Genomic DNA, 25,172 nt, shown 5'->3' with positions numbered 1-25,172 from the left:
GACGAACACCTATTTGGCGGTCTTCCACCACCGAGAGAGGGCGGATCATGAACTTCGACGGCTTCGAGAGTCCGCAGACGAAACGGTTTCAACGGAAGGTGACCGTCTTGTCTGCAGGCGGCACTTTCCTTGACGGATTCGACCTGACGGTCATTGCTGTGGCCCTGCCGATGATTGCAAACGAATGGGATGTCAGTGCGGGCGAGAAGTCCCTCATCACCAGTTCGGCGATCATCGGCTCTTTCATCGGTGCTGCCGTACTCGGCAATCTCACTGATCGTTTCGGCCGCAAGGCGATGTACGTCATCGACTTGCTCGCCTTCGTAGTGTTTGCGGCGCTGACTGCATTCTCCCAAGATGTCTGGCAGCTCATCATCTTCCGATTCCTGCTCGGCATCGGAATCGGTGCCGACTATCCCATATCTGCGACCATAGTGTCCGAATTCGCCTCCAAGAAGGGACGCGGGAAACTCTCCACGTCGCTCGGTGCAATGTGGTTCGTCGGAGCCGTCGCCGCATATCTGGTCGGCTTGGCTGTGCTGCCACTGGGGGACAACGCTTGGCGCGCCCTCTTGCTGGTGGGGGCGTTCTTCGCGCTCATCGTCTTCATCTTCCGCGTGCAGCTACCCGAGTCGCCTCGCTGGCTCCTTGCTCACGGCCGAACTGAGGACGCGAAGAATGTCGTCGAAAAGGTCACCGGCGTACGACCGACCGAGGCTGAGCTCACCGAAAGCGACCAGCCTAAGCCGGGTGAATCGTCCAAGCTCTTCGTCGGTGTCCAGCGCCGGCGGACCCTGTTCGTCTGCGGATTCTGGTTCTGCTACGCCACCGCTTATTACGGCATCTCGATGTACACGCCGACGATTTTGGAACCGTTCACCAACGGTTCCCACGTCAGCGTGATCATCGGATCCGGAGTGGTTGCACTTCTCGGACTCGCCGGTTCCATCATCGGTATGAACCTCGTCGACAACTGGGGTCGGCGTCCTCTCATCATCACCTCTTTCGCCGGTCTCACTGTGGCGCTCATCGTGTTGGCCTCTGTCATCGGACCGAGTTTCGGGTTCCTCGTCGTCCTCTTCAGCATCGCTGTACTCTTCGCCAACTCCGGCGGAGGCATCCTCAACTTCGTCTACCCCACTGAACTGTTCCCCACGTCACTGCGAGCAACAGGCTCCGGACTGGCGACCTCGGTGAGCCGCATCGGATCGATCCTGGGCGTGCTGGCCTTCCCCAACCTCGTGGCCGCGTGGGGGAACAACGCGGCACTCTGGGTGTTTGCCGCTGTCGGCGCCGCGGGCTTGCTGATCTGCCTGTTCATGGCACCGGAGACGAAGAACCGCAGCCTGGAGGAGATCAACTTCGAGGTGCCTGCCAATGCCTGAACGTCGTGACTCCAAGGTGATGACCACAGTCGAAACGACGCTGGTTCCCGACAGCGCCGAAACGTATCGTCGACTCCGCCGGAGTGCCGGTGAGCAGCACATCGTGCGCACCGATCTGGTGCCTGCGATGCCAGACGAAGATCCTGCCGACGAAGAAGTCCGGCTTGCAGGGCTGGTGCACTTCACTGATTTCCAGATCGCGGACCTTGCCTCGCCAAGTCGAGTGGAGTTCCTCCAACGGCGTGAAGGGCAACCGGAATGGGCGCGCATGCTTCCCGCATACCGGCCGCAGGAGTTTCTCCTGGCCCATGCGATCGAAATGACAGTGCGCAGCATCAACGGACTCGTCTCTGGGGATCCGGGACGATGGGACATCGCTCTGACAACAGGGGACAACACGGATTCGGCGCAGTCGAACGAGCTCGACGCGTTCCTCTCCTATCTGGCAGGCGGCACGATCGAGCCGGCAGCTGGCACACGTGGCTTCAGCGATGCGCCGGTGGGCCTGGGCGATGAGAACTACTACAACCCCGAGCCTTCGTCACATGATCAGTGGAAGAGGACGAAGGGGCTGCCGACACATGCTGGAGCGTTGGCGGCGTCTGCCGAACCGTTCGACGGTGAGGGCCTGAGTCTTCCCTGGCTGAGCTGTTTCGGCAACCACGACTGCCTGGTGCAGGGACGTTCTGCCGAGCCGAGCGGATACGATGAGTTCCTCACCGGTCAGGCTAAGCCCGTGGGTGTGGCAGAGAATGCCGCTCCGCCTGGAGACAAACTCTCTGCATACGTCGAGGACCCGACATGGATCTCCCAAGGGGCGAGTCATCCCATAGAGCGTGATTCTGAGCGACGGATGGTGTCGAAAGCCGAGTATGTCGACAGGCATCTCTGCGCCGCCGGTTCTCCCCAGGGACACGGATTCACCGAGGACAACAGATCAACCGGTCGCGCATACTACGTCTACGACGAACTTCCCGGAGTGAGAATGATCGTTCTGGACACTACCAATATCGCCGGGCACGTCGACGGGTGTGTGGATCAGCGACAGTTCGAATGGCTGGAAGAGCGGCTCGTCGAGGTCCATACCTCGTATCATTCGGAGAGCGGCGAGATGGTCAAAGGACGCGGGGGCGACCGGTTGGTCGTCATTGCGTCGCATCACGGGCTCTCCACGATGACCAACGACTACGGAGCAGACTCGGAGACAGGCGAAGACCGACGCGGAAAGCTGTACCTCGCCGACGAGGTCGAAAGGCTCCTGCATCGTTTCGACAATGTGGCCCTGTGGCTGTCGGGACATACCCACGTGAACAGCATCACCCCTCGGCCGGGTATCAGCGGCGGATTCTGGGAAGTCTCGACGGGCTCCATCGCAGAATGGCCGGTGCAATTCCGCGGCATCGAGATCTCGGCAGGTGCGTCGGCGGTCCGGCTGCGGGCGACGATGGTCGATTCCCAAGCGCCGGCGACGCCGGACGGAACCCTGAGCCTCGAGGATCTCGCGTCCCTGCATCGGGAGATCGCTGCCAACGACGATGGTTCTGTCGGTGGGCTGTACGCCGAAGGCACCGTTGCCGATCGCAATCAAGATCTCCTGGTCTCGGTCTCGAGTGAGCTTCTCACCAATCTGAGATCTTTTGGGGCGGAGCGCTGAGGCCAGCGCCTGGAGCGAACCGGTCGAAGGCGGCTTAAGGCTCGAGTGATCCGGTCAAGTCAGCACCTGCCAGCTGGCTGAGAAGCTCGCAGTCAAGATTCCGGGACAATGGGAATCGTCGGCAGTCGGCGAATTGAACCAGAGCCGTGGACGAACTGCGAGAGACCGACAGATTGAGCGAGGCAGGTGACGGATGGACCCATACAACGACAGCGGAATTCCGAACCGTCGACCCACGGTCCGGACAGTCGCCGAGGCCGCAGGAGTGTCACCATCTCTCGTCAGTTTCGTCTTCAACGAACGTCCGGGAGTCTCCGAGTCGACGAGGAAGCACATCCGCAGCGTTGCCGCAGACCTCGGTTATCAGCCGGATCCCCGCGCCCGCGAACTGCGGACAGGCAAGGCGGCGATGATGGGTCTAGTGGTGAGAAACGTCGCCAACCCGTTCTTCAACGAAATCCTCATGGGCATGCAGGAGAATGCAGAAGGCGACGGGGTCTCGATCCTCGCTATGGACTCGCAATTCGACGCAGAGCGCGAAGAAGCACACGTTCGTTCGCTGGCTTCTCGACGCACCGCCGGATTGGCCATCGTTCCAGTCGGCGACGCGTCCACGGTCCGACTGTGGCGGCAGCTGCAGCCGTCAGCACCGTTGGCCATCGTCAATGCGCGGCTTGCAGCCGCACCAGACGTCCCCCATGTGACTCCGGACGATGAGACAGCGGTGGACCTCGCTTTCAACCACCTCCGCGAACTGGGGCACACCCGGATTGCACTGTTGTCCGCACCGCCGCAGCTCATGCCAGACGGCGATCGGACCGCACGCTACCTGCAACTGTGCTCTGAGCATCACGTCAGGCCCCACCCCATCTACGCCTCATTGCGAGGAGACGGACTCACCGAACATCTGTCCGACGTCTTCGCGTTACCGGCTGCCGAGCGTCCGACGGCAATCATCACCAATTCAGATCACACGGCGGCCCACGTCTACCATGCGATTCATCGTCAGGGTCTGTCGGTCGGTCGCGACATCTCAGTGGTCGGCCACGACGATCTGGCGACCTCGGCCCTGCTGTCCCCGGCGCTGACGACGATTCGGGTGGACCTTCGCGAGATGGGACGGCAGGCCTATCGACGACTCACCGAACCCGGACTCGGAAACCATCGAGAGCACGTCGAACTCATCGTGCGAGGCTCGACCGGACCTCCGATCGAATCGTGAGTACGGTGCCGGCCCACAGAAGGCCTCAGTGAGTCGCCTTCTTCGGCTCGAGCCCATGGGAGTTCTTGATGAAGAACGCTCCGATGATGCCGAGGACGCCGACACAGGCGGCGACGAAGAATGCGACGTTCGCGCCGTGGACAAGCCCGGCCACTCCGTAGGTCTGCGGATCCCGTGCGGCGGAGACCATGACTGTCACCAGGGCCGCAGTGCCGACGGAGGCGGCGATCTGTCGCATCGTGTTGTTCAGGGCCGTGCCGTGAGGGATGAGGTGTGAGGGCAGCTGGTTGAGCGCCGCCGTGGTCACCGGCATCATCACCATTGCCACACCGAACATGCGGACGGTGTTGACGACGGCGAGGTACACGAATGAGGTGTCCGGATCCAGACGGGCGAACATGAAGGTCGTGCCCGTGAGCAGTGTGAAGCCGGCGACGGCCAGCCACTTCGCACCGATCGCATCGAAGACTCGTCCGGTCACCGGTGACATCAGGCCCATCACCGCAGCGCCCGGCAGCAGAGCCAGTCCGGATTCCATGGCGGAGAAGGTGTTCATGTTCTGCATGTACAGCGGCAGGACCATCATGCCGCCGACCATGACGATGAACACGCACATGCCCAGCAGGGTGTTGAGGGTGAACATGCGGTAGCGGAGGATGCGGAACTCGAGGATCGGCTGCTCGAGCTTGAACTGGCGCAGGATGAAGAACGTCAGCGACACTGCGCCGACGACGAGGGGGATGAGCACCTCGGCGCTGACCCACCCGGCATCGCCGGCGGTGCCGAAGCCGAAGAGCAGGCCGCCGAAGCCGAGCGTGGAGAGGATGATCGAGAGCACGTCGAGACGGGGGAAGGTCCGCTCGGTGACGTTCTTGAGCAGGAAGTAGGCGATGGCGAGGTCGATGATCGCGATGGGCAGCATCATGTAGAACAGGACCTGCCACGGCATGTGGTCGACGATCCAGCCCGACAGGCTCGGCCCGATCGCCGGGGCGAACGCGATGACGAGCCCGAAGGTGCCCATCGCCGATCCGCGCTTCTCGACGGGGAAGATCGCGAACAGGATCGTCTGCATCAGCGGCATGATGATGCCGCCGGCCGAGGCCTGGATGACGCGTCCGATGAGCATCACGGGATAGACAGGTGCGATCGCGCAGATGAGTGTGCCGATGATGAACAGGCCCATCGCAGTGAAGAACAGTCCGCGGGTGGTGAACTTCTGGATGAGGAACGCGGTCACCGGGATCATGATGCCGTTGACGAGCATGAAGCTCGTCGTCACCCACTGGGCGGCGCCAGAGGTGATGTCGAAGTAGCTCATGAAGTGCGGCAGCGCGGTATTGAGCAGCGTCTGATTGAGGATGATGACGAAGGCGCCGGACACGAGCACGGCGAGGACGAGATTCCGGTTGATCGGGGCGCCCTCTGGCGATTCCTGCCGGCTGGTGTCTGCGTTCGTCAATGCCATCCCTTCACCCGTTCGTCTGCTGAGAACCGCTATTCAGCGGCAATCCGCCTCGGGCAGTGCGCTGTTTCAGCACGCCGTTGCGCCGAGAATTTCGATTCCCAAGTTATATAACTTCTTCATGCAGTTTAACGCACGCACCCGACCGAGGTCGCTCCGGGGGAGTGTGATTTCATCAACGCGACCGCGCGCAGACACCGGTCGTCCATGCGGGCGTCTATCAGTCGACCGGTGAGACGATCACCGAACAGCGGGAGTACTCGCGGGGCCACGCTCGACTGGAATTTGCAGGTCGATCCGCGGTGTTTTCAGCGCTGATAGCACCTTGGATCGACCGAGAAATGCCCCTCCACTACTGGGAAGCAATCAGCGGGCGAGGGATAGGTCTTTCAGGCGGAGCCGTCCCTCGAGCACCGCTGAACGGCGACGCGGTCGAGGAATCGTCAGGTCAGGCGGGTCTCCGGGGAGCGGGTCTTCGACGGGTCCGTCTCGGGCAGGTCGCCGAGGACGTCGTCGATGCGGGCGAGCACCTCGGCGTCGAGGGTGACCCCGGCGGCTTCGGCGTTCGAGGTGATCTGTTCGGGGCGCGAAGCGCCGACCAATGCGGTGGCGACGTTGTCATTGGCGAGCACCCAGGCGACAGCGAGCTGCGCCATTGTCAGTCCGAGGTCGGCGGTGATGGGTTCGAGCTTCGCGACCGCAGTCAGCGTGGTGTCGTTGAGATAGCGGTTCTTGATGATGTCAGCGCCGCCGCCCTCCTCGTCGGTGGCACGCGAACCTTCGGGCAGCGGCTGTCCGACCTTGTACTTGCCGGTCAGCACACCCTGGGCGATCGGTGACCAGACGATCTGGGAGATGCCGAGTTCCTTCGACGTGGGCACAACCCGGGACTCGATGACTCGCCAGAGCATGTTGTACTGCGGCTGATTCGAAATCAGCTGGATGCCGAGGTCCTGTGCCAGGTGGTGGGCGGCACGGAGCTGGTCGGCGTTCCACTCGCTGACGCCGATGTAGAGGGCCTTGCCGGCACGGACAATGTCCGCGAACGCCTGCATCGTCTCCTCGAGTGGAGTCTCGTAGTCATATCGGTGCGCTTGGTAGAGGTCGACGTAGTCGGTGCCGAGTCGCTTGAGCGAGCCGTTGATCGACTCCATCATGTGCTTGCGGGACAGGCCGGTGTCGTTGTGACCCTTCGGGCCGGTGGGGAAGTAGACCTTCGTGAAGATCTCGAGCGACTCACGCCGCTGACCTTTCAAAGCATCGCCGAGGACCTGTTCGGCCACGGTGTTCGCGTAGACGTCGGCGGTGTCGAAGGTCGAGATGCCGGCGTCGAGTGCGGCATGGACGCATTTCGTCGCCGTGTCGTTTTCGACCTGGGAACCGTGCGTGAGCCAGTTTCCGTAGGTGATTTCGGAGATCTTCAGGCCGCTGTTTCCCAGATATCTGTGCTCCATGTCTCCAGCCTACGTCTGCTGGTCAAGAGGTGGGAAGGAGTTATGATGTACTCACCGAAGCGAGGGCGTACACAGGCCGCATGCCCGAGGACCCAGGGGAGTCCGAGCTTGAGGAGATTTCTCAACAGTGTGGTGCGGAAGCGCGGTGGCCGACTGTTCGACGAGTCGCAGCCGCAAGATTCGTTTGCCTGGTGTCGCGGCTGACGATCGTGATTCGCAGACCGCCGCCGCGAGGACGACAGGTCCGACCATAACGAAGGCCCCGATGAGATTGGCCGTCACCATTCCAAGCCGAGGTGGCTTGGACAGACTACGGCGCGGCCACCTCGGCGATGTGACCCCGCAGGACCTGAGAGAAGGCCTCCGTGTTGCCGCTGCGCAGGTGGTCGGTCAGCGCCACATGCTCGGCGATGATCTCCTCCCACCGGGCCAGCAGCCGGTCGCGGGAAGTGAAGAGGATGAAGCGGTGCCGGTCGGACAGCTGCCCGTAGAGTTCGATGAGCACAGAATTGCCGCTGGATTCGACGAAGCCGCGATGGAACTCGAGCGTGAGGTCGATGAAGGTCGCGATGTCTCCGGCATCGAACGCCTCGCGCTGCTTCTCGATAAGCGCGTCGAGTCGGTCGGCCAGCTGCTGCCGCAGGGCCTCGGGTGCGCGGTCGACGCCGGTGGTCTCGAGGACGAAGCGGGCATCGGCGAGTTCGGCAATCGTCCGTTCGTCCACGCCTTGCACGATCGCCCCGCGCTTGGGATAGATGTGGATCCACCCCTCATCCTGCAGCCGTGCCAGTGCCACGCGCACCGGCGTCCGACTGACCTCGAGTTCGGCGGCCAGTGCTGCCTCGCCGAGCATGGTTCCCGGCACATGCGTACCGTTGAGGATCTGCCGACGGATCTGCTGGTAGGCGTGCTCGGCCGCGCTGGTGCCGCCTTCACGTGTGCTCATATCCTCATCCTCCCTGTCGCGCTCGCCGGCGTTCCATTCGACGGTCGCACGGCGTCATGACGGGGCGTGCTCAGTTCGACGGTGATGACGACTCCCCGGCGGCCGCCTCGGCGAGGGCTTTGTCGGGCTCTGCCGACCGGCGGCCGGGCCAGGACATGAGCGGGACGGCCTTGATCGCGAAGGTGAGGGTGATGAGCAGGACGAACGTTGCCATGAGGTTGATCCAGAGGAATCCGCCGGCCTCGAGAACGGTGCCGGCCATGGCCGCCATGAGCGCCCCACCGAGGTTCATCGCAGAATCCGAGATGCCCTGCAGGGGCACCTTCGCGTGAGCCGGCACCGAGGCGGTCAGCAGCGCCGAACCGCCGATGAGGAACATCGACCAGCCCACCCCGAGCAGGGACAGCGCGGTGCTCAGCAGCACCATCGACGACACCGGGGCGAGGGCATCGATGACGCCGAGGGTGATCGTGGCGGCGAAGATGATAACGCCGCCGGCGATGACGACGCCCGCACCCCACCGGTCGGCCATCCACCCGAAGATGGGGGAGAGGGCGTACATTCCGGCGATGTGGATGCTCACGACGATGCCGATCGCGCCGAGGCTGAACTCCTGATGGTCCATGTGCACCGGGGTCATGACCATGACGTTGGTCATCATCATCTGCCCGGTGATGATCGTGATCATCGCGAACAGCGGCACCGGTCGCGCGAGCGCGAACCGCAGCGCCTGTCCGAGCCTCATCTTGGCCGGTGGTGAGTCCGTCTCGGCGTCGAGGTCAGAATCCGTGGGCGGCTGCTCCGTGCCAGCGGTGATCGACCGGGACAGCGTCGAGGCGAACAGAGTGGCCAGGGCAAACGCGCACATCGAGATGAGGTAGGGGCCGGCCAGGCCGTTCATGCCCAGGGCCTTGCCGAGGTGGGCACCGGGATCCGTGAAATTCGGTCCGAGGACGGAGCCGACCGTCGTCGCCCACACGACGAGCGACATCGCTCTGCCCGCGGCGGCAGGATCGGCGAGATCGACAGCGGCATAGCGGGCCTGCAGACCCGAGGCGGTCGAGGAGCCGCACATCATCATCCCGAGCATGAACACCGGCAGCAACTGAAAGGCGACGCCGATGAGCACGACCACCGCACCGAGCGTGCCGACGCCGAAGCCCAAGGTCAACGCCTTGCGCCGGCCAGAACGTCCGGCGAGCACTGCGAGGGGGTAGGCGATGAGACCGGCGCCGAGGATGACGCTCATCTGTGCGAGCCCGGCCATCGAGGTCCTGCCGGTGATCTCCTCGGCGAGCAGACCGCCGACGGCATACCCGGAGGCGATGCCCGCTCCGGAGAGCAGCTGGGCCGTGATGAGTTTGGCCTGTTCGCGAGCGCGACTCGTCATCGGGGTCTCGCCTTCCTGTGCTGTGTCGCTGTCGAGGTACTCGCTCAATTTATCTTGGATCCATCTTGGATACAAGATGCTGATGCGTGGAATCGTGCGTGTGTGTTGCGGTCCGGAGTTGTGATTCAGAGTCGCGAGGTGCGCAGGCCGATGGCCGACTGTGATGCGCCGACGAGTGCGAGGCCGAGCAGCGGAGCCGCCGCCGACCCGGCGGTCTCGAGGCCGAGGCCGAAGGCGAAGGGGCCGAGAGCGGCGCCAAAGCGAGTGCCGGACCGAGGCTCAGCGACATCGAATAGACGCCGGTGAGACCGGAGCGGACTGCGGAACGTTCGGCGGAGATGATCGAGGGGGAGAGCACCGTGACGATCGCGATCGAGAAGCCGAGGAGTCCGGTACCGATGAGCAGCGGAGCATCGCCGGGCGCCGAGCGGATGATCATCCCGACCACAATCGCGATCAGGGAGAGCCCGACGGTTCGACTTCGGCCGAGACGATTCGCCAACATCGGGGCCACCGGCGCAGCCGCCAGCGTCAGAGCCAGAGGAACGCTGGTGAGTAAGGAGACGAAAGTTTCCCCGTGTCCGGTGTCGTCCATCATGCTCGGCAGGAGTGGGGACAGTGAGATCATCGGAATCCGCAGACTCAGTCCCACAAGCAGAATCGCCGCCATGGCGAGGGCGAGGGCCGCGAGCGGGCGGGGAGGCGGCCCCTGCGACGATGGGGAATCGGGTGCGTCTGACATCCCAGACAACCTTAACCGTGGCAGGTCCCGGGGCGATGGGTGGTCTGAATCTGAGATGACGCCTGCGGGGGCGGTCCAGCGACGGGGCAGGTTCTCACTGGAACGAGGACGGCGCTCGGCCGATCTCACGGGAGAACGCGGCCGAGAACGCCGCCGGTGAGGAGTAGCCGAGGCTCTCGGAGACCTGCGTGATCGTCTGCGACCTCAGCTGCTGCAACCCGACGAGTACACGAGCACGGGTCCGCCACGCGGCCGGACTCATCCCCGTCTCTGCGCGGAAGACGCGGTCGAGACTGCGCTCGCTCATCTGCAGCTGCTTCGCCCAGTCGCGATTGCTCAGCCCGAGCTCGGGGCCGTCGAGGTAGTCGATGCAGACCTGCCGCAGGCGGGCCTCGCGGGGGAGCGGAACCTCAAGCGGCACCGCCGAGGCGCGCTGGAGTTCGAGGAGGATGAGCGCGAACACGTGATGCTGGTAGGCGGTCATCTCCTCGGCGATCTCGAACGAATCCGCGGTCCGCAGGAGCTCGCGCAGCAGAGGAGTGACCGTGATGACCGTGCACGTCTCCGGCCACCACGGCACGCTGGTCGGTTCGATGTAAAGGCTCCACGTCGTGACGTCGAGGAACCGGACGAGGTGCTCCACCTCGGCGGGGATGAGCACGGCCTGATGGGTCGGGACCGTCCACGAACCGTCCTGAGTCTCGACGAGCATGACCCCGGTCGAGCCGTAGAGCAGCTGCGCTCGTCGGTGGCGGTGATAGGGCAGGGCCGTGTCCGGCGGGTACTGCGTGCCGACGGACAGCACGTCCCACGGGTGGGAGTCGACGTCGTCGATGGCGAGAGTGGGCACGATTCGAGTGTAGTGGCGAATTCTCACAGATCAGCGGCAGACTATCGATTGCCTGCCTGGCGTTGGGTGCGCTGAGATAGGTGAGTGGAATTCATCGGACTCATCCTCATCGGCTGCCTCGTCGGCCTGACGACCGTGCTCTTCGGCTTCGGCGGCGGCTTCGTCACCGTCCCGATCATCACGCTCGTCGATGCGGATCTCGGGCACGACACGGCACGGGTGGCGGCGGCCACCTCGGCGCTGGTGATGCTCGTCAACGCCATCGTCGCCACGGTCTCGACGAAGCGCGAGACCCTTGCCCACCTCAAAGGGCGGTGGTGGCTGCTCGGACTGCTCGCCCTCGGCGGCGGGCTCGGGGCGTTCGCCGGCGGCTTCGCCCCGGACGCGCTGCTGCAGTGGGGATTCGTCCTCTACATCGCAGTGACCGCCGTCGACCTCCTGCTGCGCCCGGGATTCTTCCGCCCCGGTGACCGAGCCAGGGTGGAGACAGGTGAGGGTGGTCGCGGGATCTCCGCGATCTGGGGTGTGCCGATCGGCGGGCTGGCGTCCTTCCTCGGAGTCGGAGGGTCCGTGATGACGGTTCCGATGATGCGCCGGTCTGGGGCGACGATGACCGTGGCCACGACCCTGGCCAACCCGCTGACCTTGGTGATCATGAGCCCGGCCGTGCTCGTGACGATCCTCGACCCCGCCGCGATCGACGCCCCGGGCATCGTCGGAGCCCTCGACCTGGTGTCTGCAGCCGCCCTGCTCATCGGCGGTCTGCCGATCATCGTACTCCTGCGCAGGCGGGTGCCGAAGATCTCCGAGATCCTCCATGCTTGGGGGTATTTCGTGCTGCTCATATCTGCCGGAGTCGTCGTTGCCGTGGCCTGAGGTGCTCACATGAGCGCGAGCATGCCCGTCATGCCGAGACCCATGACAGCATGGCAGAGTGTGTGGATGCCGATCCGGCGCGAGCGCACAAGCAGGAAGAGCCACCAGACTGCGGCGAGGACGGACAGGACGATCGCGACCCAGTTGACGGCCGTCGCCCAGTCGGGGGTCTGAGCCATCAGGAGCGGCATTGCCAGGAGCATCCACACCATTGCGGCATTGAGCACGATATGTGAGACGAGGCTGATCCTCGGTGTCCGTCCCCCGAGTCCGATCGCTCCGATGATCATAACCACGGTGAGCGCGGCGAAGAATGCGACCTGCCCCCATGTGGCGATCGTCCCCGTGCTGACCCAGACCATGGCGATCATGCCGATGCTCATCACGAGGTGGTTGGAATGCACGACCAGATCCATTCTGGCCGCGCCGACGTCCGGACAGGTGGGGCTGCGAGTCTCGTTCCAGTGTCTGAGGACGTGGATGAGGCAGACGAATCCGGTGAACGCGAAGGCCGCTGTCAGAATGAGGGACCAAGGAAGCGAAATCATCCCGAAATACTACACGTTGTAGTAGTGTGCTGCGCAACCGCAGCTCCTGGTGTGCGTCGTATGGGCCCCGCCGGTGCGTCGCGGTGTCGCGGCGGCTCGCGCGGCACGTCTGAGCGGTTCAGTGCTGCGAAACCAGTCCCGGTGGCAAGTGTGCCCATCGCGAGGCCGACGGGGTATCCTCGGTGATACGACAAGCTGACGAGCGAGAGCGGAAGATGAAGCGCAGGAACAACGGCGAACTGGAGAACGCGGTGCTCACGGCGCTGTGGGGGCAGGATGAGCCGATGTCGGTCGCCGAACTGCAGTCAGCTGTGCCTGCGCCGAAGCCTGCGTACACGACGATGATGACGGTCCTGACCAGGCTGGAAGACAAGGGCCTGATCACTCGGGAGCGGGTGTCCCGATCGCTGATGATCACCCCCGTCCATTCCCAGGCCGCGACCGCAGCCTCTGAGATGTCGCGGACGCTGCGTGACTCGACCGATTCCCGTGAAGTGCTGATGTCGTTCATCGGTTCGCTGGATGATGACGAGATCGAAGTCCTGCGCTCCTTCGTCCGCGACTGATCCGATCCGGCATGCCCGTCACGGTGATCGCTCTCCTCGTCGCGGCTGCCGCTGTCTTCTTCCTCTCGCCGGTCGTCCTCTCCTTCGGGCGCTGGCAGTCCCGGCGGCCGAGCCTGGCGCTCAAGGCCTGGCTGGCAGCGCTGATCGGCGGCCTGCTGCTCAGTGCCGCCGCCGTCATCGCGCTCATCGTCGGCGCTCTCGACGCTGAGATCGGAGGTGCCGGCTCACAGGCTCTGGTTCCGTGGATCGCCGGCTGGATGGCTCTTTCCGCGGCCGGGATCGTGCTCGCTCTTGTGCTCAGTGCATCGGATGACTTCGGGCGTCGGCTCAAGGCCGAGGCTCAGGTCCTGCGCTCGAGGTGGACGGACTGGTACATCGATGCCCCGTTTCGCATCGTCACCGTCGAAGATGATGCCCCCTGCGCATGGTCGCTGGCGGGTCGGCCGCCCGAGATCTACCTGAGTACGGGCATGCGCCGTGTCCTCAGCGGCGGTGAGTGCGCGGCGATCATCGCCCATGAGAAATCGCATGTGCTGCGACGGCACAATCTTGTCCTCCGGGTCGCTGCGGTCAACTCCGCCTGTCTGCCTCGGCGACTGCCGGTGTCTCGGCGGTTCCGAGCCAGTGTGCTCACGCTGGTCGAGATGATCGCTGATGACGATGCGGTGCAAGCGACATCGGCGGCGGCGGTTAGGAGCGCGCTCGATGTCACCGGCGGTTTCAACGGCGATGCCTCGCTGCGCCTCCGGTCGCTGCGGCTGCGGCGCATCCACTTGGGGGCCGGCTGAATCCCACTCGAATCACATCTACTACACTGTTACGTAATATGGTGGGCAGGATGACAACAGCCCGCGGCGGATCTGCCGGCGGGACAGGAACAGGCAGAGCACCTGTAGCCGCAGCAGTGCTCACGATCACTGTTATCGCCGTGACTGCCGCGATCATCACCGGAATCCTTTCCGGCTCCGAGGTCTACACCTCGATCGCGCGGGAGTTTCCCGGCACGGCGGTCGTCGTCCTCGTCGCGGTGCTGCGGTCCGTGCACGTGGTCTTCTCCATGTTGTCCTTGGGCATGCTCGCCGTCGTGCTCATGTTCACCTCCCGCACCACCCGACCGGGGTGGTCCCGGACCAGTGTGACGGCGCATGGACTGCTGCGGGCCTTCAGCGCGATCTGGGTCACTGCGGCGGTGATGCTCATCGTCGTCGACGGACTCAATACCAATGGGCTGTCACTGACGGCGCTCAACGACCCGAACCAGTTGGGCTTCGCCCTGACCGGGACCTTTTATCCGACCGCCTGGCTCATCGTCGCCGTCGCGGCGTTCATCGTCTTCGCCGTGGCGCTCCTCGCGGAGTCCTGGGCGGCCCACGCGGTGAGCCTGTGGGTCGGCATGGTCGCTATCCTCGCCCCGGTCGTCATCTCGCAGGTTCTCGTCGGGCCCGACCACGATCTGGGCGAAGACGCAGCGATCATCCAGACTCCGCTGGCGGCAGTGGTGCTCGGTCTCCTGACCGCCGGGGTGGTTCTCGAACTCGTCCACCCGCATTGCGGCGCCCTCGGTCGGATGGCCCGGTCCAAGCTGATGTGGGTGGGAATCATCGTCATCGCGTGCGCCGATGTGGTGATCTCGGTGTTCAAACTCGCCGGGACTCCGCTGCTCGACTCGACGACCGGCTGGCAGCTGCTCACCCGTTGGGCGGCCTTGGCCGTCATCATCATCGCCCTGGTGACGGCAGCCTCGGCGAAAGCACGAAACGGTGCGCGTCACGCGGATGGAAGCCCCGTCTCGGCGCGGTCGGGTGCGGCACGGACCGGTGCGGCACGGGCAGGCATACTCCTCGGGGTCACAGCATGGGCGGCGATGACGGCGTCCATGGTGCTCGTGCCCTCACCGAACTACTTCGCGCCCAACAGCACCGTCGCCGTGTTCCTCGGCTACACCGTCGAGGCAGCACCCGATCCGATCGTCCTGCTCACGCACTGGCGGATCAACCTCCTGCTCACCTCGGTCGCGGTCGCCGCCATGGTCACTTACGGCTTCGGTGTGCTCAGGCTCCGCCGCCGAGGAGACTCCTGGCCGGTGGTCCGGACGATCTGCTGGGTGACGGGGTGGATCATCACCATCGTGCTGATGAGCTCGGGCCTGGGCAAGTACTCCCCGGCCGACTTCGGCATCCACATGATCGTGCATATGACGCTGAACATGCTCATCCCCGCTTTTCTCGTCGGAGGCGGGCCGATCACACTTCTGCTGCGAGCGACCACCGGCACCGGCCGCCTCGGCCGGCAGATCCATGCTCGGATCAACCAGCTCATCGGCTGGAAGGGGCTGCGTTTGCTGCTCCACCCGCTGTTCGTGTTCGTCGTCTACATCGGCTCGTACTACGCCCTCTATCTCACGCCGCTTTTCGCCGAACTCATCCAGTACCACTGGGGCCACCAGCTGATGAATGTGCACTTCCTCATCGTCGGCTACATGTTCTTTTCGCTGGTCATCGGCGTTGACAAGCTGCCGATCGAACTGCCGCACATCGGCAGGCTCGGCTACGTCATCGCCGCGATGCCCTTCCACGCGTTCTTCGGCATCGTTCTGATGATGACGAACACTCCGGTGGCGCAGAACTTCTACCGCACCCTCGATCTGCCCTGGCTCGACATCCCTGCCGAGCAGTACTTCGCCGGCGGCATCGCCTGGGCCGGAGGCGAATTGCCGCTGCTGGGCGTGGTCATCGTCCTGGCCGTGCAATGGACCAGGCAGGACAAACGCGACGCGCGACGTTTCGACCGCCACGAGGACGCGGGCCTGAGCAATGAGTTCTCGGCGTACAACGAGATGCTGCGCAAGCTGGCCGAACGAGACGGGGTCGTCGCTGCCGACAACGAGCCGGACGCGCCCGCGAACTCGGCCGCGAGCAGCGCGGCGCAGGAAGGAACGAACGAACGTGAGCAGTGACAGCACGGTCCGCGAGGACAGGTCGGCACAGTCGATGGGACTGACCGGCGGAATCGATATCGACATCACCGGGATGACGTGCACTGCCTGCGCCCGCCGGGTCGAGAAGTCGTTGAACCGCATCGACGGAGCCACCGCGTGGGTGAACTTCGCGACCGAGCGCGCACGCGTGACCGGACTGGACGACCCCGAGGCGGCGCTGGCCGCGGTGAAGAAGGCCGGATACGGAGCTCAGCTCCATAAGCCCGGTGACGACGCCTGGTCCCAACGCGCCGCCGAGGTGCGTCTGAGCTCCCTGCGTCGACGTCTCATCCTCGCCACAGTCCTCACCGTGCCGCTCATGGATGCCACCATCGCGCTGGCGCTGGTTGAGGCGTGGCGCTTCCCCGGCTGGGAATGGGTCTGTGTCCTCGTGGCCCTGCCGATTGTGACCTGGGCGGCTTGGCCGTTCCATCGCTCGGCGTGGAAGAACCTGGTCAACCGGACGACGAACATGGACACCCTGGTGTCCCTGGGCATCACCGCAGCCTTCGGCTGGGCGGTGGTGACCGCAGCCTTCGGCTTCAGCGGACCCGACGCCTGGCTGGGATTCGGACTCGTTCCCGACGGCGCCGATGCCCTCTACCTCGACGTGGCCGCCGGGGTGACGACGTTCCAACTGGCCGGTCGGTACTTCGAGACCCGGTCGCGGCGCAAAGCCGGGGACCTGCTGGCCGCGTTGAGCGATCTGGCACCGAAGACCGCGCACGTCCGCGCTGAGAACGGAACCTTCGTCGACACGCCCATCGAATCGGTCCGGCCCGGCGACGTCGTCCTCGTCCGCCCCGGCGAGACCGTGCCCGTCGACGGCACGATCGTAGACGGCACCGCCGAACTCGACACCAGCAGCCTCACCGGCGAGCCGGTGCCCGTGCTCGTGACCGCCGGCGATCGCGCCGTCAGCGGTTCGTTCACGACCAACGGGCAGATCGCAATCGCCGCCGAGGCCGTCGGCGCCGACACCCAGCTGGCGCAGATCGCGACGATGGCGGAGAAGGCGCAGTCGCAGAAGGCTCTGGTCGAAAGCCTCGTCGATCGGATCACCGCGGTCTTCGTCCCCGTCGTCCTCGTCCTCGCCCTCGTCACGCTGCTTATCTGGCTGCTGCCGCTGGGGCACTCGCCGTCGCGGGCGATCGGGGTGGGCATCTCCGTGCTCATCATCGCCTGCCCCTGTGCGCTCGGTCTGGCCACACCGACCGCGCTCATGGTCGGCATCGGCCGGGGTGCCCGCTCGGGCATCCTCGTCAAGGGCCACACCGCCCTCGAGGCCAGCGGCCGGATCGATACGGTGCTGCTCGACAAGACCGGCACCGTGACCACAGGTTCCCTGCAGGTCGCGGGGTCGTGGCTGCCCGAGATGGACCGCAGTCGGCTGCTGGAGAGGATCGCCGCCCTCGAGACACGGTCGGAGCATCCGGTCGCCCGCGGCATCCTCGATCACCTCCGATCGCTCGCCGAGGCGGGGGCCGGCACCGCCGCCACGGTCACGGACGTGACCGTGCTGCCCGGGGTCGGGATCGAAGGCCGGGTCGATGGGCACTCGCTGAAGGTCATCAGCGCGTCCGCTGCTGTCGAGGAGGCCGATCTGGGCCCGGAACTCGCCGACTGGACCAGCGCCCAGGCGCAGGCGCAGCGCACCGTCGTGGTCGTCGTCGACGATGGGACCCCGCTCGCCGGATTCGCCCTCAGCGACGACATCAAACCCGACGGCATCGCCAGTGTGGAGCGACTGCGGGCCCTGGGTCTGCGCACCGTGCTGCTGACCGGCGACAGCTCGGCTCCCGCCGGTGTCATCGCTGAGCGGATCGGCACCGACGAGGTCATCGCCGAGGTTCTTCCGGGTGACAAAGCAGCGGTCGTGGCCTCCCTGCAGGAGGTCGGCCACCGAGTGGCGATGGTCGGAGACGGCATCAACGACGCCTCGGCACTGGCTGCAGCAGATCTCGGCATCGCCGTGGTCACCGGTTCGGACATCGCGATGAAGTCCGCCGACATCATCACCGTCCGCGACGACCTCGGTGCCATCGCCGAATCGATCATGCTTTCCCGCAAGACGCTGGGCACCATCCGCGGCAACCTCGTGTGGGCGTTCGGCTACAACGTCTTGGCGATCCCGATCGCGATGTTCGGCCTGCTCAACCCGCTGATCTCGGCCGCGGCGATGGCGATGTCCTCGGTGTTCGTCGTCTACAACAGTCTGCGGCTGCAGCGGGTGAAGCTGCACGTCTGACCCTCTCCGGGCCAGGCGACGATGGGACGGTCGACAGCCTGGCCCGCGTCAGACACATGCATGGGCCTGGCTGACAGAGGCCGGGCGGAGCGGTGATGCGAAGATGGCTTCCGGGTCACATCATCGTCACACCGAGGGAGCTCTCATGATTCGCCAGTCCATTGCCAGCGGAATCCTCACTATCACCATCGATAACTCCTCTCATGCCAATTCGCTGACCGATCAGGCCCTGGCCGATCTGCGTGATGCATTCGACTCGACCTCGAGGAATGGGGATCTGGGCGGAGTGCTCGTCAACGCTGCCGGGAGCAGGGGATTCTGTGCGGGGATGGATACTTCGCAGTTCGAGCATCGGAATTCCAATCGAGTTGGTATTCGATGCCCGAGGTTCGGATCGGCATTCCCTCGGTGCTCGAATCGGTCAACCTCCACCGCCTCACTGGATGGACGAGGGCCACCGAGATGATCGTCACCGGCAACCGCTATACAGCCGAACAGATGGAGTGCTGCGGGTTCCTCAACACAGCGGTCGACGACGCTGTGGTCGACGAGGTCGCAGTGGGCCTCCTGCGCGACACTATGGAGTCCGACCAAGCCGTCATTGCCCAGCAGAAGCGACTGTTCCATACGTCGAAGAATTCCTTTGAGACTGAGGCGATCGCGGATTCGCGCAGAGAATTCGCACTGGCCTTCGTACGGAAGAACGACTGAGGGAGGGCATCCTCGGCGGAGTGGAATGCCCGGGCGCCGAAGCAGGGGATCAGGATTCCCAGCGGCGCTTGCGCAGAATCGGCGGCAGGCCGAAGTAGATTGGCGGGCGTGCCGAGGCGGCCGATGGTGAAGGTCCCGAAACGGCAGCGCTGCCTGCTTCGTTCGTTCTGCCCGCGTCGTTCGCACTGCCCGTGCCGGTGCCGGCACCGCCCTCGTCACGTCCACTCGTCCCCAGGGCCCACGCGCTCTCCCAGCTGATGAGCTCGCCCGCGTGGCAGACGGGGTCGCCACCGCTCGACGGCGGCTCGGCCCACATCCACAAGTTGATCCCAAATTCCATGAGGACGAGTTTGCTGCCGGTCTCCCGCGTCGAGTTCTCCTTGACCAAGGTTGTCCGCAGCTTCGCCGAGGCCTCCTCGAGTTCCGTCCACCCGTCCTGTCGGTGCGGCAGGCAGACCCACGTCCCCGCGGGTACGTCGGAGGCAACGAGGTCGTCGAGCGTGGTGATCGTGATGCGAGGCTCGCCAGGTGAACCCGGCTCGACCGTCGCGAGCATCTCCCCGAAACACGCGTGGGCCACCTCGGGGGAGGGGGCGACGATGAGTTGGTGGGCCGCCTCGGTGCGCACCTCATCAGGGGAAAGATGCGTGAACGGATTCGCTCGCATCGACCCGAGCACCTGCGTCCAGTGCCCTGGTATCGTCCCGTCGGCCAGAAATCCGCTGGTGCGCGGACGCTCCGCATCGTGTCGCATCGAAAATCCTCCTCGCCGAGGCTGCTCACCGTCTCTCTCCATCATGCACCCACCCGTCGGTGGAGTCAGGGGCGGCGGTCGGTGTACGAAACTGGAGACAGGAGATGGAGTGCGCTTTAGAAGAACACACCCCAGACGATCACGATTGCGAGAATAATCCCGCCTAACCACGTCCAAGGACTGCCGAAATTGATGGTCCAGCCCCAGCCATAGCGTTTGGGAATCATCGGGGCGCGGTCTCGCATCGACGCGTAGAAGAGGCCCAGTTTCCAGTTGGAATCGTCTTGGCGGAGCGCCTCGACGTTGGGTCCTCGCTCATTGAGTGTCACAGCCTTCCGGCGATCGAGATTATGTGTGTAGTCGTCAGCCTACGCCCGGAATCCGCTCGTTCGGCAGCGCTCTGTAGAGAAAATCGACAGCGATCTAACGAATAGGAAACGTTCCTACCGGGTCCATGCCATCGATGTTCCGTCAGCTCTACACTGTTCGAAGTGGATCGAGCAACGGCATACGTGTCGGCTCGGTCCACGACCACGTCTCAACGATCTCGCCCGCCGGCGAGCCCGCTCCTTGTGAAAGCCCATGCCCTTGCTCTCTTCCTCACGCCGCGCGCTTGCGGCACTCGCGGCAGTCCTCACTCTCGGTCTCCTCACCGGATGCGCCGAGGCGACCGAACCGACCATCGACACCGCCGCCTCCAGCAAGTCTGACCCCAAACCGAGCCAGCAAGCTCTGGAACCGAGCAGCGATTCCGAGGCACTGACGACGGCCGATGACGCCGATGCTGGCCGGGATGGGGACGAGGGCCGTGCGGGCAGTTCGGCCACGGGCACCGCCCTGGCCATGCTCGAGGAACTGCCGGTCAAGGGCCGGGCGCCGAAGACCGGTTACGACGGCGACCTGTTCAAGTGGCGTTCGGACACCGACCACAACGGCTGCGACACCCGCAACGATGTGCTCCGCCGCGACCTGACAGACATCACGCTCAAGGCCGGCACGCAGGGCTGCATCGTCCTGGCCGGCACGATCGCAGACCCGTACAAGGGTGAGACCTACGACTTCGACCGCAACGCCAATACCGTTGACATTGACCACATCGTCGCTCGGTCGAACGCCTGGCAGACCGGTGCGGCGAAGTTCGACGAGGAGACGCTCAAGGAGTTCGGCAACGATCCGCTCAACCTGCTCGCCGTGAGCTCGAGCCTCAACCGGCAGAAGAGCGACGGCGACGCCGCGACCTGGCTGCCGCCGAACAAGTCCTACCGCTGCGAGTACGTCGCCCGCCAGATCGCGGTGAAGCACAAATACGACCTGTGGGTGGTTCCGGCAGAGAAGGCCGCCATGGAGCGCATCCTCGGTGGGTGCGAAGGTCAGCCCGCCTTCACCGAGGATGCCGGCTGGCCCGACCCAGGCGACGGCGACAACGTCACCACGAAGGAAGAGGCCCGCCCGGCGAAGCAGGAATCCTCGAGCTCCGGGTCGGGCTCGTCGTCGGGAAGCGGAGGTTCGGGCTCGTCATCGAGCGGTTCTGCGAACTCGTCGACCTACTTCGAGAACTGCACCGCCGCCCGCGAGGCCGGGGCCGCACCCGTCCACCGCGGCGACCCCGGATACGGGTCGCACCTCGATCGTGACGGTGACGGGGTCGCCTGCGAATAGCCGCCTCGGCGGGTCGGGTGTGTAACTTTTGGAGTTGCGCTCAAGGCATCTCGGCACTGTGCACGCCGGACTTGAGGTTCTGCAAGGATCCGAATTTAGAGTCTGCAATCATCCGAATAGAAGACCTGCATTCATCCGAATAGAAGACCTGCATTCATCCGCCTAGGCTAAACTCGGCACATGGACACACTCAAAGTGCTTGGGCGGGAGTACCGGCCGCGCGTCATGGATTCCGTATTGCGGGAAGCGTTGGAGACTGCCGGTGCGGTTGTCATTGAAGGAGCCCGTGCGAGCGGTAAGACCATGACAGCTATGAACGCTGCCGAATCTTTTGCATTTGTTGATGACCCGGAGACGCAGGCTCTGCTTGATATTGCTCCGCGTTCCTTGCTGGTTGGGGATACGCCCAGACTGCTTGACGAATGGCAGGGTGCTCCCGACCTCTGGAATCTCGTCCGTCGCGCGGTTGATTCTGCAACGGACCTCGGGCAATTCATTCTGACGGGCTCTGCCCTACCACCAGATGACATCACTCGCCATACCGGTGCGGGGCGGTTCCTTCGACTGCGGCAACGAACGATGTCGTGGTGGGAAAAGATGGACTGGCGCTCGGGCGAGGTCAGTTTGAGTGCGCTTTTCGACGGTGAGGCTCCTGACGTTGATCTTGAAGCGGGCCCAGATATCGACTCAGTTATCGATGGCCTACTTCGTCCTGGCTTTCCAGCTATGACTGGCATGTCCATGAAGCAGTCGGCAGCGCGTCTTCGTGGCTACATAGATGACCTAGCTCGGACCGATCTTCAGCGGATTGCGGTGGTTCGCCATGATCCTGCCGTTATAAAACATCTCATCTCAGCTTTAGCTAGGTCAGTCGCATCAGAAGTTACATTTGCAACCCTGACATCTGATCTCCGATCGATCGCACCTCGGATCGATGAAGAGACAGTAAGCAATTATGTCTCTTTGCTCCAGCGCCTCTTCATTGTAGAGGCGCAACCGCCGTGGAGTCCTACGTTGCGGTCGCGTGCGCGAGTCCGCACCTCCCCAAAGTTGCATCTCGTGGACCCAGCTTTAGCTGCTGCTGCACTCGGCGCGAGCCAGCAAAGTCTTCGAAACGATCTAAATACCTTAGGTGTGTTGTTTGAAAGTGCAGTGACGCATGACCTTACTGTTCTTGCCTCTCCGCTAAGCGGGGAGGTCCGGCACTATCGAGACTCGAACAACAAAGAGATAGACGTGATCATCACTTTGCCTGACGGTCGCTGGGCTGCGATCGAGACCAAGTTGGGTGGACGTCAGCTCTCTGCGGGTGCGGAGTCTCTCAACTCAGTGGTCTCCCAAATCGACACCTCGAAAATGGGTTTTCCAGCATTCCGCCTAGTCGTTACTGGAACAGGACCGATTGTTGTCACGGAAGACGGCACGATATCAGTTCCACTCTCCGCGCTTGCGCCCTGAGCATCGCAATTTCAGCGGCACGACTGTCGGCGAATAGCCACCTCGGCGGGGTGGGTGTGCTGGTTCACAAAACGGGTGGGTAATCTAAGCGCAGACCCGATGTTCGACCACGGCGAGTCCACCGCGTACACCGACCCTGGTCACCGACGATGAGGAGCCCCACCATGTCCGGATTGGACACCGCACTGACCCCGCTGCGCTTCCTCGAGCGTTCCCTCGAAGCCCACCCCGATCGCGAGGCGATCGTCGACGGGCCCCGCCGTTTCACCTACCGGGACATGGCCGAGACCGTCCAGCGCCTCGCCGAAGGACTCACCCGTCGCGGTCTGAAAGAGGGCGACACGGTGGCCGTCCTCGCGCCCAACAGCGCCGAGGCACTCATTGCCCACTACGCGGTCCCGCTGGCCGGTGGGGTACTCGTCATGCTCAACACCCGACTGGCACCGCCGGAGGTCGAATACATCCTCGGCCACTGCGAGGCGAAGTTCCTCTTCGGCGACGCCGGCCTCCTGCAGCCCATCGTCGAGGCGGGTGCAGCAAAGTCTGTGGAGGCCATCGTCCTCCATCCCGAAGCCGACGGCACTCGCGGTGAACTCAGCGCCACGGACACCGAGGTCGAACACTATGAGGATTGGGCCGCCTCGGCGCCGGAGACCCCACGGATGTGGGAGGTAGCCGACGAGACTGCGACGATCACGGTCAACTACACCTCGGGCACCACCGGTCGGCCGAAGGGCGTGATGTACACGCACCGCGGCGCGTATCTCAACTCGCTCGGCGAGGTCGTCACGCAGGGCTTCGAACCGCTGACCCGCTACCTGTGGACCCTGCCGATGTTCCACTGCAACGGCTGGTGCACGACCTGGGCGCTGACCGCGGTGGCCGGCACGCACGTGTGTCTGCGGGCCGTGCGCGGAACCGATGCGTGGGCGCTCATCGACGCCGAATCGATCACCCGCATGGCCGGCGCTCCGGTCGTGCTCAACACCATCGCCGGGGCCAAGGAAGCCCACGATATGGGCGGCGAGCTGTCGATCACCACGGCGGGCGCCCCGCCATCGCCGACGACGATCGCCCTGCTCGAACAGCTCGGCATTCAGATCATCCACGTCTACGGGCTCACTGAGACATACGGGCCATACTCCTCGTGCGAACCGCAACCCGAATGGTCGGAGCTGCCGGTCGAGGAGCGTGCGGCTCTGAAGTCACGGCAGGGGATCGGCATGATCAGCGCCGAACGCGTCCGCGTCGTCGAACTGCGGGACGATGCAGAGCTGAACGACGTGCCCGCCGACGGGGAGACGATGGGCGAGATCGTCATGCGCGGCAACAACGTGATGAAGGGCTATCTCAATTCCCCGGAGGACACCGAGGTGGCCTTCCGCGGCGGATGGTTCCACTCCGGTGACCTCGCGGTGATGCACCCCGACGGCTACGTGCAGATCCTCGACCGGGCGAAGGACATCGTCATCTCCGGTGGTGAGAACATCTCGACGATCGAGGTCGAGCAGGCGATCGTCGCCCACGAATCCGTCGCCGAGGCGGCTGTGGTCGGGATGCCCGATGAGAAGTGGGGTCAGCGACCGTTGGCCTATGTGGTGCTCAAGGACGGCGCCGAGGTGACCGCGGACGAGCTCATCGCCTTCGTCAAGACCCGCATCGCCGGGTACAAGGCACCGGGCGGAGTCGAATTCGTCGACGCGCTGCCGACGACCTCGACGGGCAAGATCCGCAAGAACGCCCTGCGGGAGATGGCGGGGCACTGAGGGGGTCTGGGGCGGCTGACTGCGCGTCAAGGGAACCGGCAGCGAGGTTCCGGTTCCCTTCCCGTCAGCCCTGTCGCTTCGGCAGCGGCACGTTCTGCAGGCGCAGCTGTCCGCGCGAAAGCTGCTTGTCCGTCGCCGAATCGGTGATGATGACCTCCCACAGCTGCTGCGTCCGACCCTGGTAGAGGGCCGTGGCCTTGACGGCGACACGGGCGCCCTGGCTCGGGCGCAGGAAATCGGTGGCGTTGTGGACGCCGACGGCGAATTCACCGCGGTCGGCCACGGCATGGCTCGCCCCGATGCTGCCGGCGCTTTCGACGAGGGTGGTGTACACGCCGCCGTGGACGACGCCCCACGGAGTGTGGTGATTCTCGTCGAGCTCGGCATATCCCCGCACCGAGGTGGCCGTGACCTCCTCGACGATCAGTCCGGCGGCCGCGACGAATCGGCTCGCACCCTCCAACGAAACATGGGGTGTGGGTGTCGAATCGGTGGTCATCG

General features: G+C 64.4%; 21 protein-coding genes and 1 pseudogene. 12 read left to right on the top strand and 10 right to left on the bottom strand.

Going from position 1 to position 25,172, the window contains the following annotated elements:
• The first annotated feature begins 107 nt into the window (after positions 1–107).
• The 3 genes from J9314_RS15180 (at position 108) to J9314_RS15170 (ending at position 4,261) form a co-directional block, all read left to right on the top strand.
• Positions 108–1,385, top strand: a complete 1,278-nt coding sequence (locus J9314_RS15180) for an MFS transporter (protein ID WP_210603177.1) — start codon at positions 108–110, stop codon at positions 1,383–1,385.
• Positions 1,378–3,039, top strand: coding sequence for a TIGR03767 family metallophosphoesterase (locus J9314_RS15175; RefSeq protein WP_210603176.1), 1,662 nt, complete (start codon positions 1,378–1,380; stop codon positions 3,037–3,039). The genes J9314_RS15180 and J9314_RS15175 overlap by 8 nt, the downstream gene beginning before the upstream one ends.
• Positions 3,040–3,232: 193 nt before the next feature.
• On the top strand, positions 3,233–4,261 hold the full coding sequence (locus J9314_RS15170; protein WP_281412338.1) for a LacI family DNA-binding transcriptional regulator: 1,029 nt from the start codon (positions 3,233–3,235) through the stop codon (positions 4,259–4,261).
• Positions 4,262–4,286: 25 nt separating this feature from the next.
• Here the strand turns inward: J9314_RS15170 and J9314_RS15165 are convergent, their stop codons facing one another.
• The 6 genes from J9314_RS15165 to J9314_RS15140 all read right to left on the bottom strand — a co-directional run bounded on the left by J9314_RS15165 (position 4,287) and on the right by J9314_RS15140 (position 11,108).
• Complete coding sequence (locus J9314_RS15165) at positions 4,287–5,729, bottom strand: MDR family MFS transporter (protein ID WP_210603174.1); 1,443 nt, start codon at positions 5,727–5,729, stop codon at positions 4,287–4,289.
• 440 nt (positions 5,730–6,169) lie between these two features.
• The gene (locus J9314_RS15160) at positions 6,170–7,180 is read right to left on the bottom strand and encodes an aldo/keto reductase family protein (protein ID WP_210603173.1); all 1,011 of its coding nucleotides are present in this window, start codon (positions 7,178–7,180) and stop codon (positions 6,170–6,172) included.
• Positions 7,181–7,490: 310 nt separating this feature from the next.
• Positions 7,491–8,126, bottom strand: coding sequence for a GntR family transcriptional regulator (locus tag J9314_RS15155; protein WP_210603172.1), 636 nt, complete (start codon positions 8,124–8,126; stop codon positions 7,491–7,493).
• A gap of 70 nt (positions 8,127–8,196) precedes the next feature.
• Entirely contained in the window at positions 8,197–9,564 is a 1,368-nt protein-coding gene (locus J9314_RS15150; RefSeq protein WP_246490419.1) for an MFS transporter, read from the bottom strand.
• 1 nt (position 9,565) lies between these two features.
• Positions 9,566–10,258: an MFS transporter gene (locus J9314_RS15145; RefSeq protein WP_210603171.1), complete on the bottom strand. Its 693-nt coding sequence runs from the start codon at positions 10,256–10,258 to the stop codon at positions 9,566–9,568.
• Positions 10,259–10,352: 94 nt separating this feature from the next.
• Positions 10,353–11,108: an AraC family transcriptional regulator gene (locus J9314_RS15140; protein ID WP_210603170.1), complete on the bottom strand. Its 756-nt coding sequence runs from the start codon at positions 11,106–11,108 to the stop codon at positions 10,353–10,355.
• 84 nt (positions 11,109–11,192) lie between these two features.
• On the opposite strand from J9314_RS15140, the gene J9314_RS15135 reads away from it, so the two are divergent.
• Entirely contained in the window at positions 11,193–11,984 is a 792-nt protein-coding gene (locus tag J9314_RS15135) for a sulfite exporter TauE/SafE family protein (protein ID WP_210603169.1), read from the top strand.
• 5 nt (positions 11,985–11,989) lie between these two features.
• Here J9314_RS15135 and J9314_RS15130 read toward each other — a convergent pair whose 3' ends face one another.
• Positions 11,990–12,532, bottom strand: coding sequence for a DUF5134 domain-containing protein (locus J9314_RS15130; protein WP_210603168.1), 543 nt, complete (start codon positions 12,530–12,532; stop codon positions 11,990–11,992).
• Between the two features lie 215 nt (positions 12,533–12,747).
• Between J9314_RS15130 and J9314_RS15125 the strand changes: the two genes are divergently transcribed.
• From J9314_RS15125 to J9314_RS15105, 5 genes and pseudogenes are all read left to right on the top strand, one after another.
• Positions 12,748–13,098, top strand: a complete 351-nt coding sequence (locus tag J9314_RS15125; RefSeq protein ID WP_210603167.1) for a BlaI/MecI/CopY family transcriptional regulator — start codon at positions 12,748–12,750, stop codon at positions 13,096–13,098.
• 11 nt (positions 13,099–13,109) lie between these two features.
• On the top strand, positions 13,110–13,886 hold the full coding sequence (locus J9314_RS15120; protein ID WP_210603166.1) for a M56 family metallopeptidase: 777 nt from the start codon (positions 13,110–13,112) through the stop codon (positions 13,884–13,886).
• Between the two features lie 50 nt (positions 13,887–13,936).
• Positions 13,937–16,054 carry a cytochrome c oxidase assembly protein gene (locus J9314_RS15115; protein WP_210603165.1) on the top strand — a complete coding sequence of 706 codons (2,118 nt, stop codon included), beginning with the start codon at positions 13,937–13,939 and terminating at the stop codon, positions 16,052–16,054.
• Positions 16,044–18,323, top strand: a complete 2,280-nt coding sequence (locus J9314_RS15110; RefSeq protein WP_343207023.1) for a heavy metal translocating P-type ATPase — start codon at positions 16,044–16,046, stop codon at positions 18,321–18,323. Before J9314_RS15115 ends, J9314_RS15110 begins: the two co-directional genes overlap by 11 nt.
• Positions 18,324–18,426: 103 nt before the next feature.
• Positions 18,427–19,034, top strand: a pseudogene (locus J9314_RS15105) (enoyl-CoA hydratase/isomerase family protein).
• Positions 19,035–19,083: 49 nt separating this feature from the next.
• Here J9314_RS15105 and J9314_RS15100 read toward each other — a convergent pair.
• Both J9314_RS15100 and J9314_RS19225 read right to left on the bottom strand, forming a co-directional pair.
• A complete protein-coding gene (locus J9314_RS15100; protein WP_210603164.1) occupies positions 19,084–19,788 on the bottom strand; it encodes a hypothetical protein in 705 nt (234 codons plus the stop codon).
• A 116-nt stretch (positions 19,789–19,904) separates the two neighbouring features.
• Complete coding sequence (locus J9314_RS19225) at positions 19,905–20,015, bottom strand: DUF5808 domain-containing protein (RefSeq protein WP_246490759.1); 111 nt, start codon at positions 20,013–20,015, stop codon at positions 19,905–19,907.
• A 355-nt stretch (positions 20,016–20,370) separates the two neighbouring features.
• Here J9314_RS19225 and J9314_RS15095 point away from each other — a divergent pair, with 355 nt between their 5' ends.
• The 3 genes from J9314_RS15095 (at position 20,371) to J9314_RS15085 (ending at position 24,671) form a co-directional block, all read left to right on the top strand.
• Positions 20,371–21,447, top strand: a complete 1,077-nt coding sequence (locus J9314_RS15095; RefSeq protein ID WP_210603163.1) for a GmrSD restriction endonuclease domain-containing protein — start codon at positions 20,371–20,373, stop codon at positions 21,445–21,447.
• Positions 21,448–21,627: 180 nt separating this feature from the next.
• A complete protein-coding gene (locus tag J9314_RS15090) occupies positions 21,628–22,905 on the top strand; it encodes an ATP-binding protein (RefSeq protein WP_210603162.1) in 1,278 nt (425 codons plus the stop codon).
• A 164-nt stretch (positions 22,906–23,069) separates the two neighbouring features.
• Entirely contained in the window at positions 23,070–24,671 is a 1,602-nt protein-coding gene (locus J9314_RS15085; protein ID WP_210603161.1) for an AMP-binding protein, read from the top strand.
• A 64-nt stretch (positions 24,672–24,735) separates the two neighbouring features.
• On the opposite strand, the gene J9314_RS15080 is transcribed toward J9314_RS15085, so the two are convergent.
• Positions 24,736–25,170 carry a PaaI family thioesterase gene (locus tag J9314_RS15080; protein WP_210603160.1) on the bottom strand — a complete coding sequence of 145 codons (435 nt, stop codon included), beginning with the start codon at positions 25,168–25,170 and terminating at the stop codon, positions 24,736–24,738.
• Positions 25,171–25,172 lie beyond the last annotated feature (2 nt).

The organism is Brevibacterium oceani (assembly GCF_017948325.1).
Lineage (GTDB): Bacteria > Actinomycetota > Actinomycetes > Actinomycetales > Brevibacteriaceae > Brevibacterium > Brevibacterium oceani.
The sequence above is the reverse complement of the archived record's forward strand: the minus strand, read 5'-3'. Positions and strand labels throughout refer to the sequence as shown.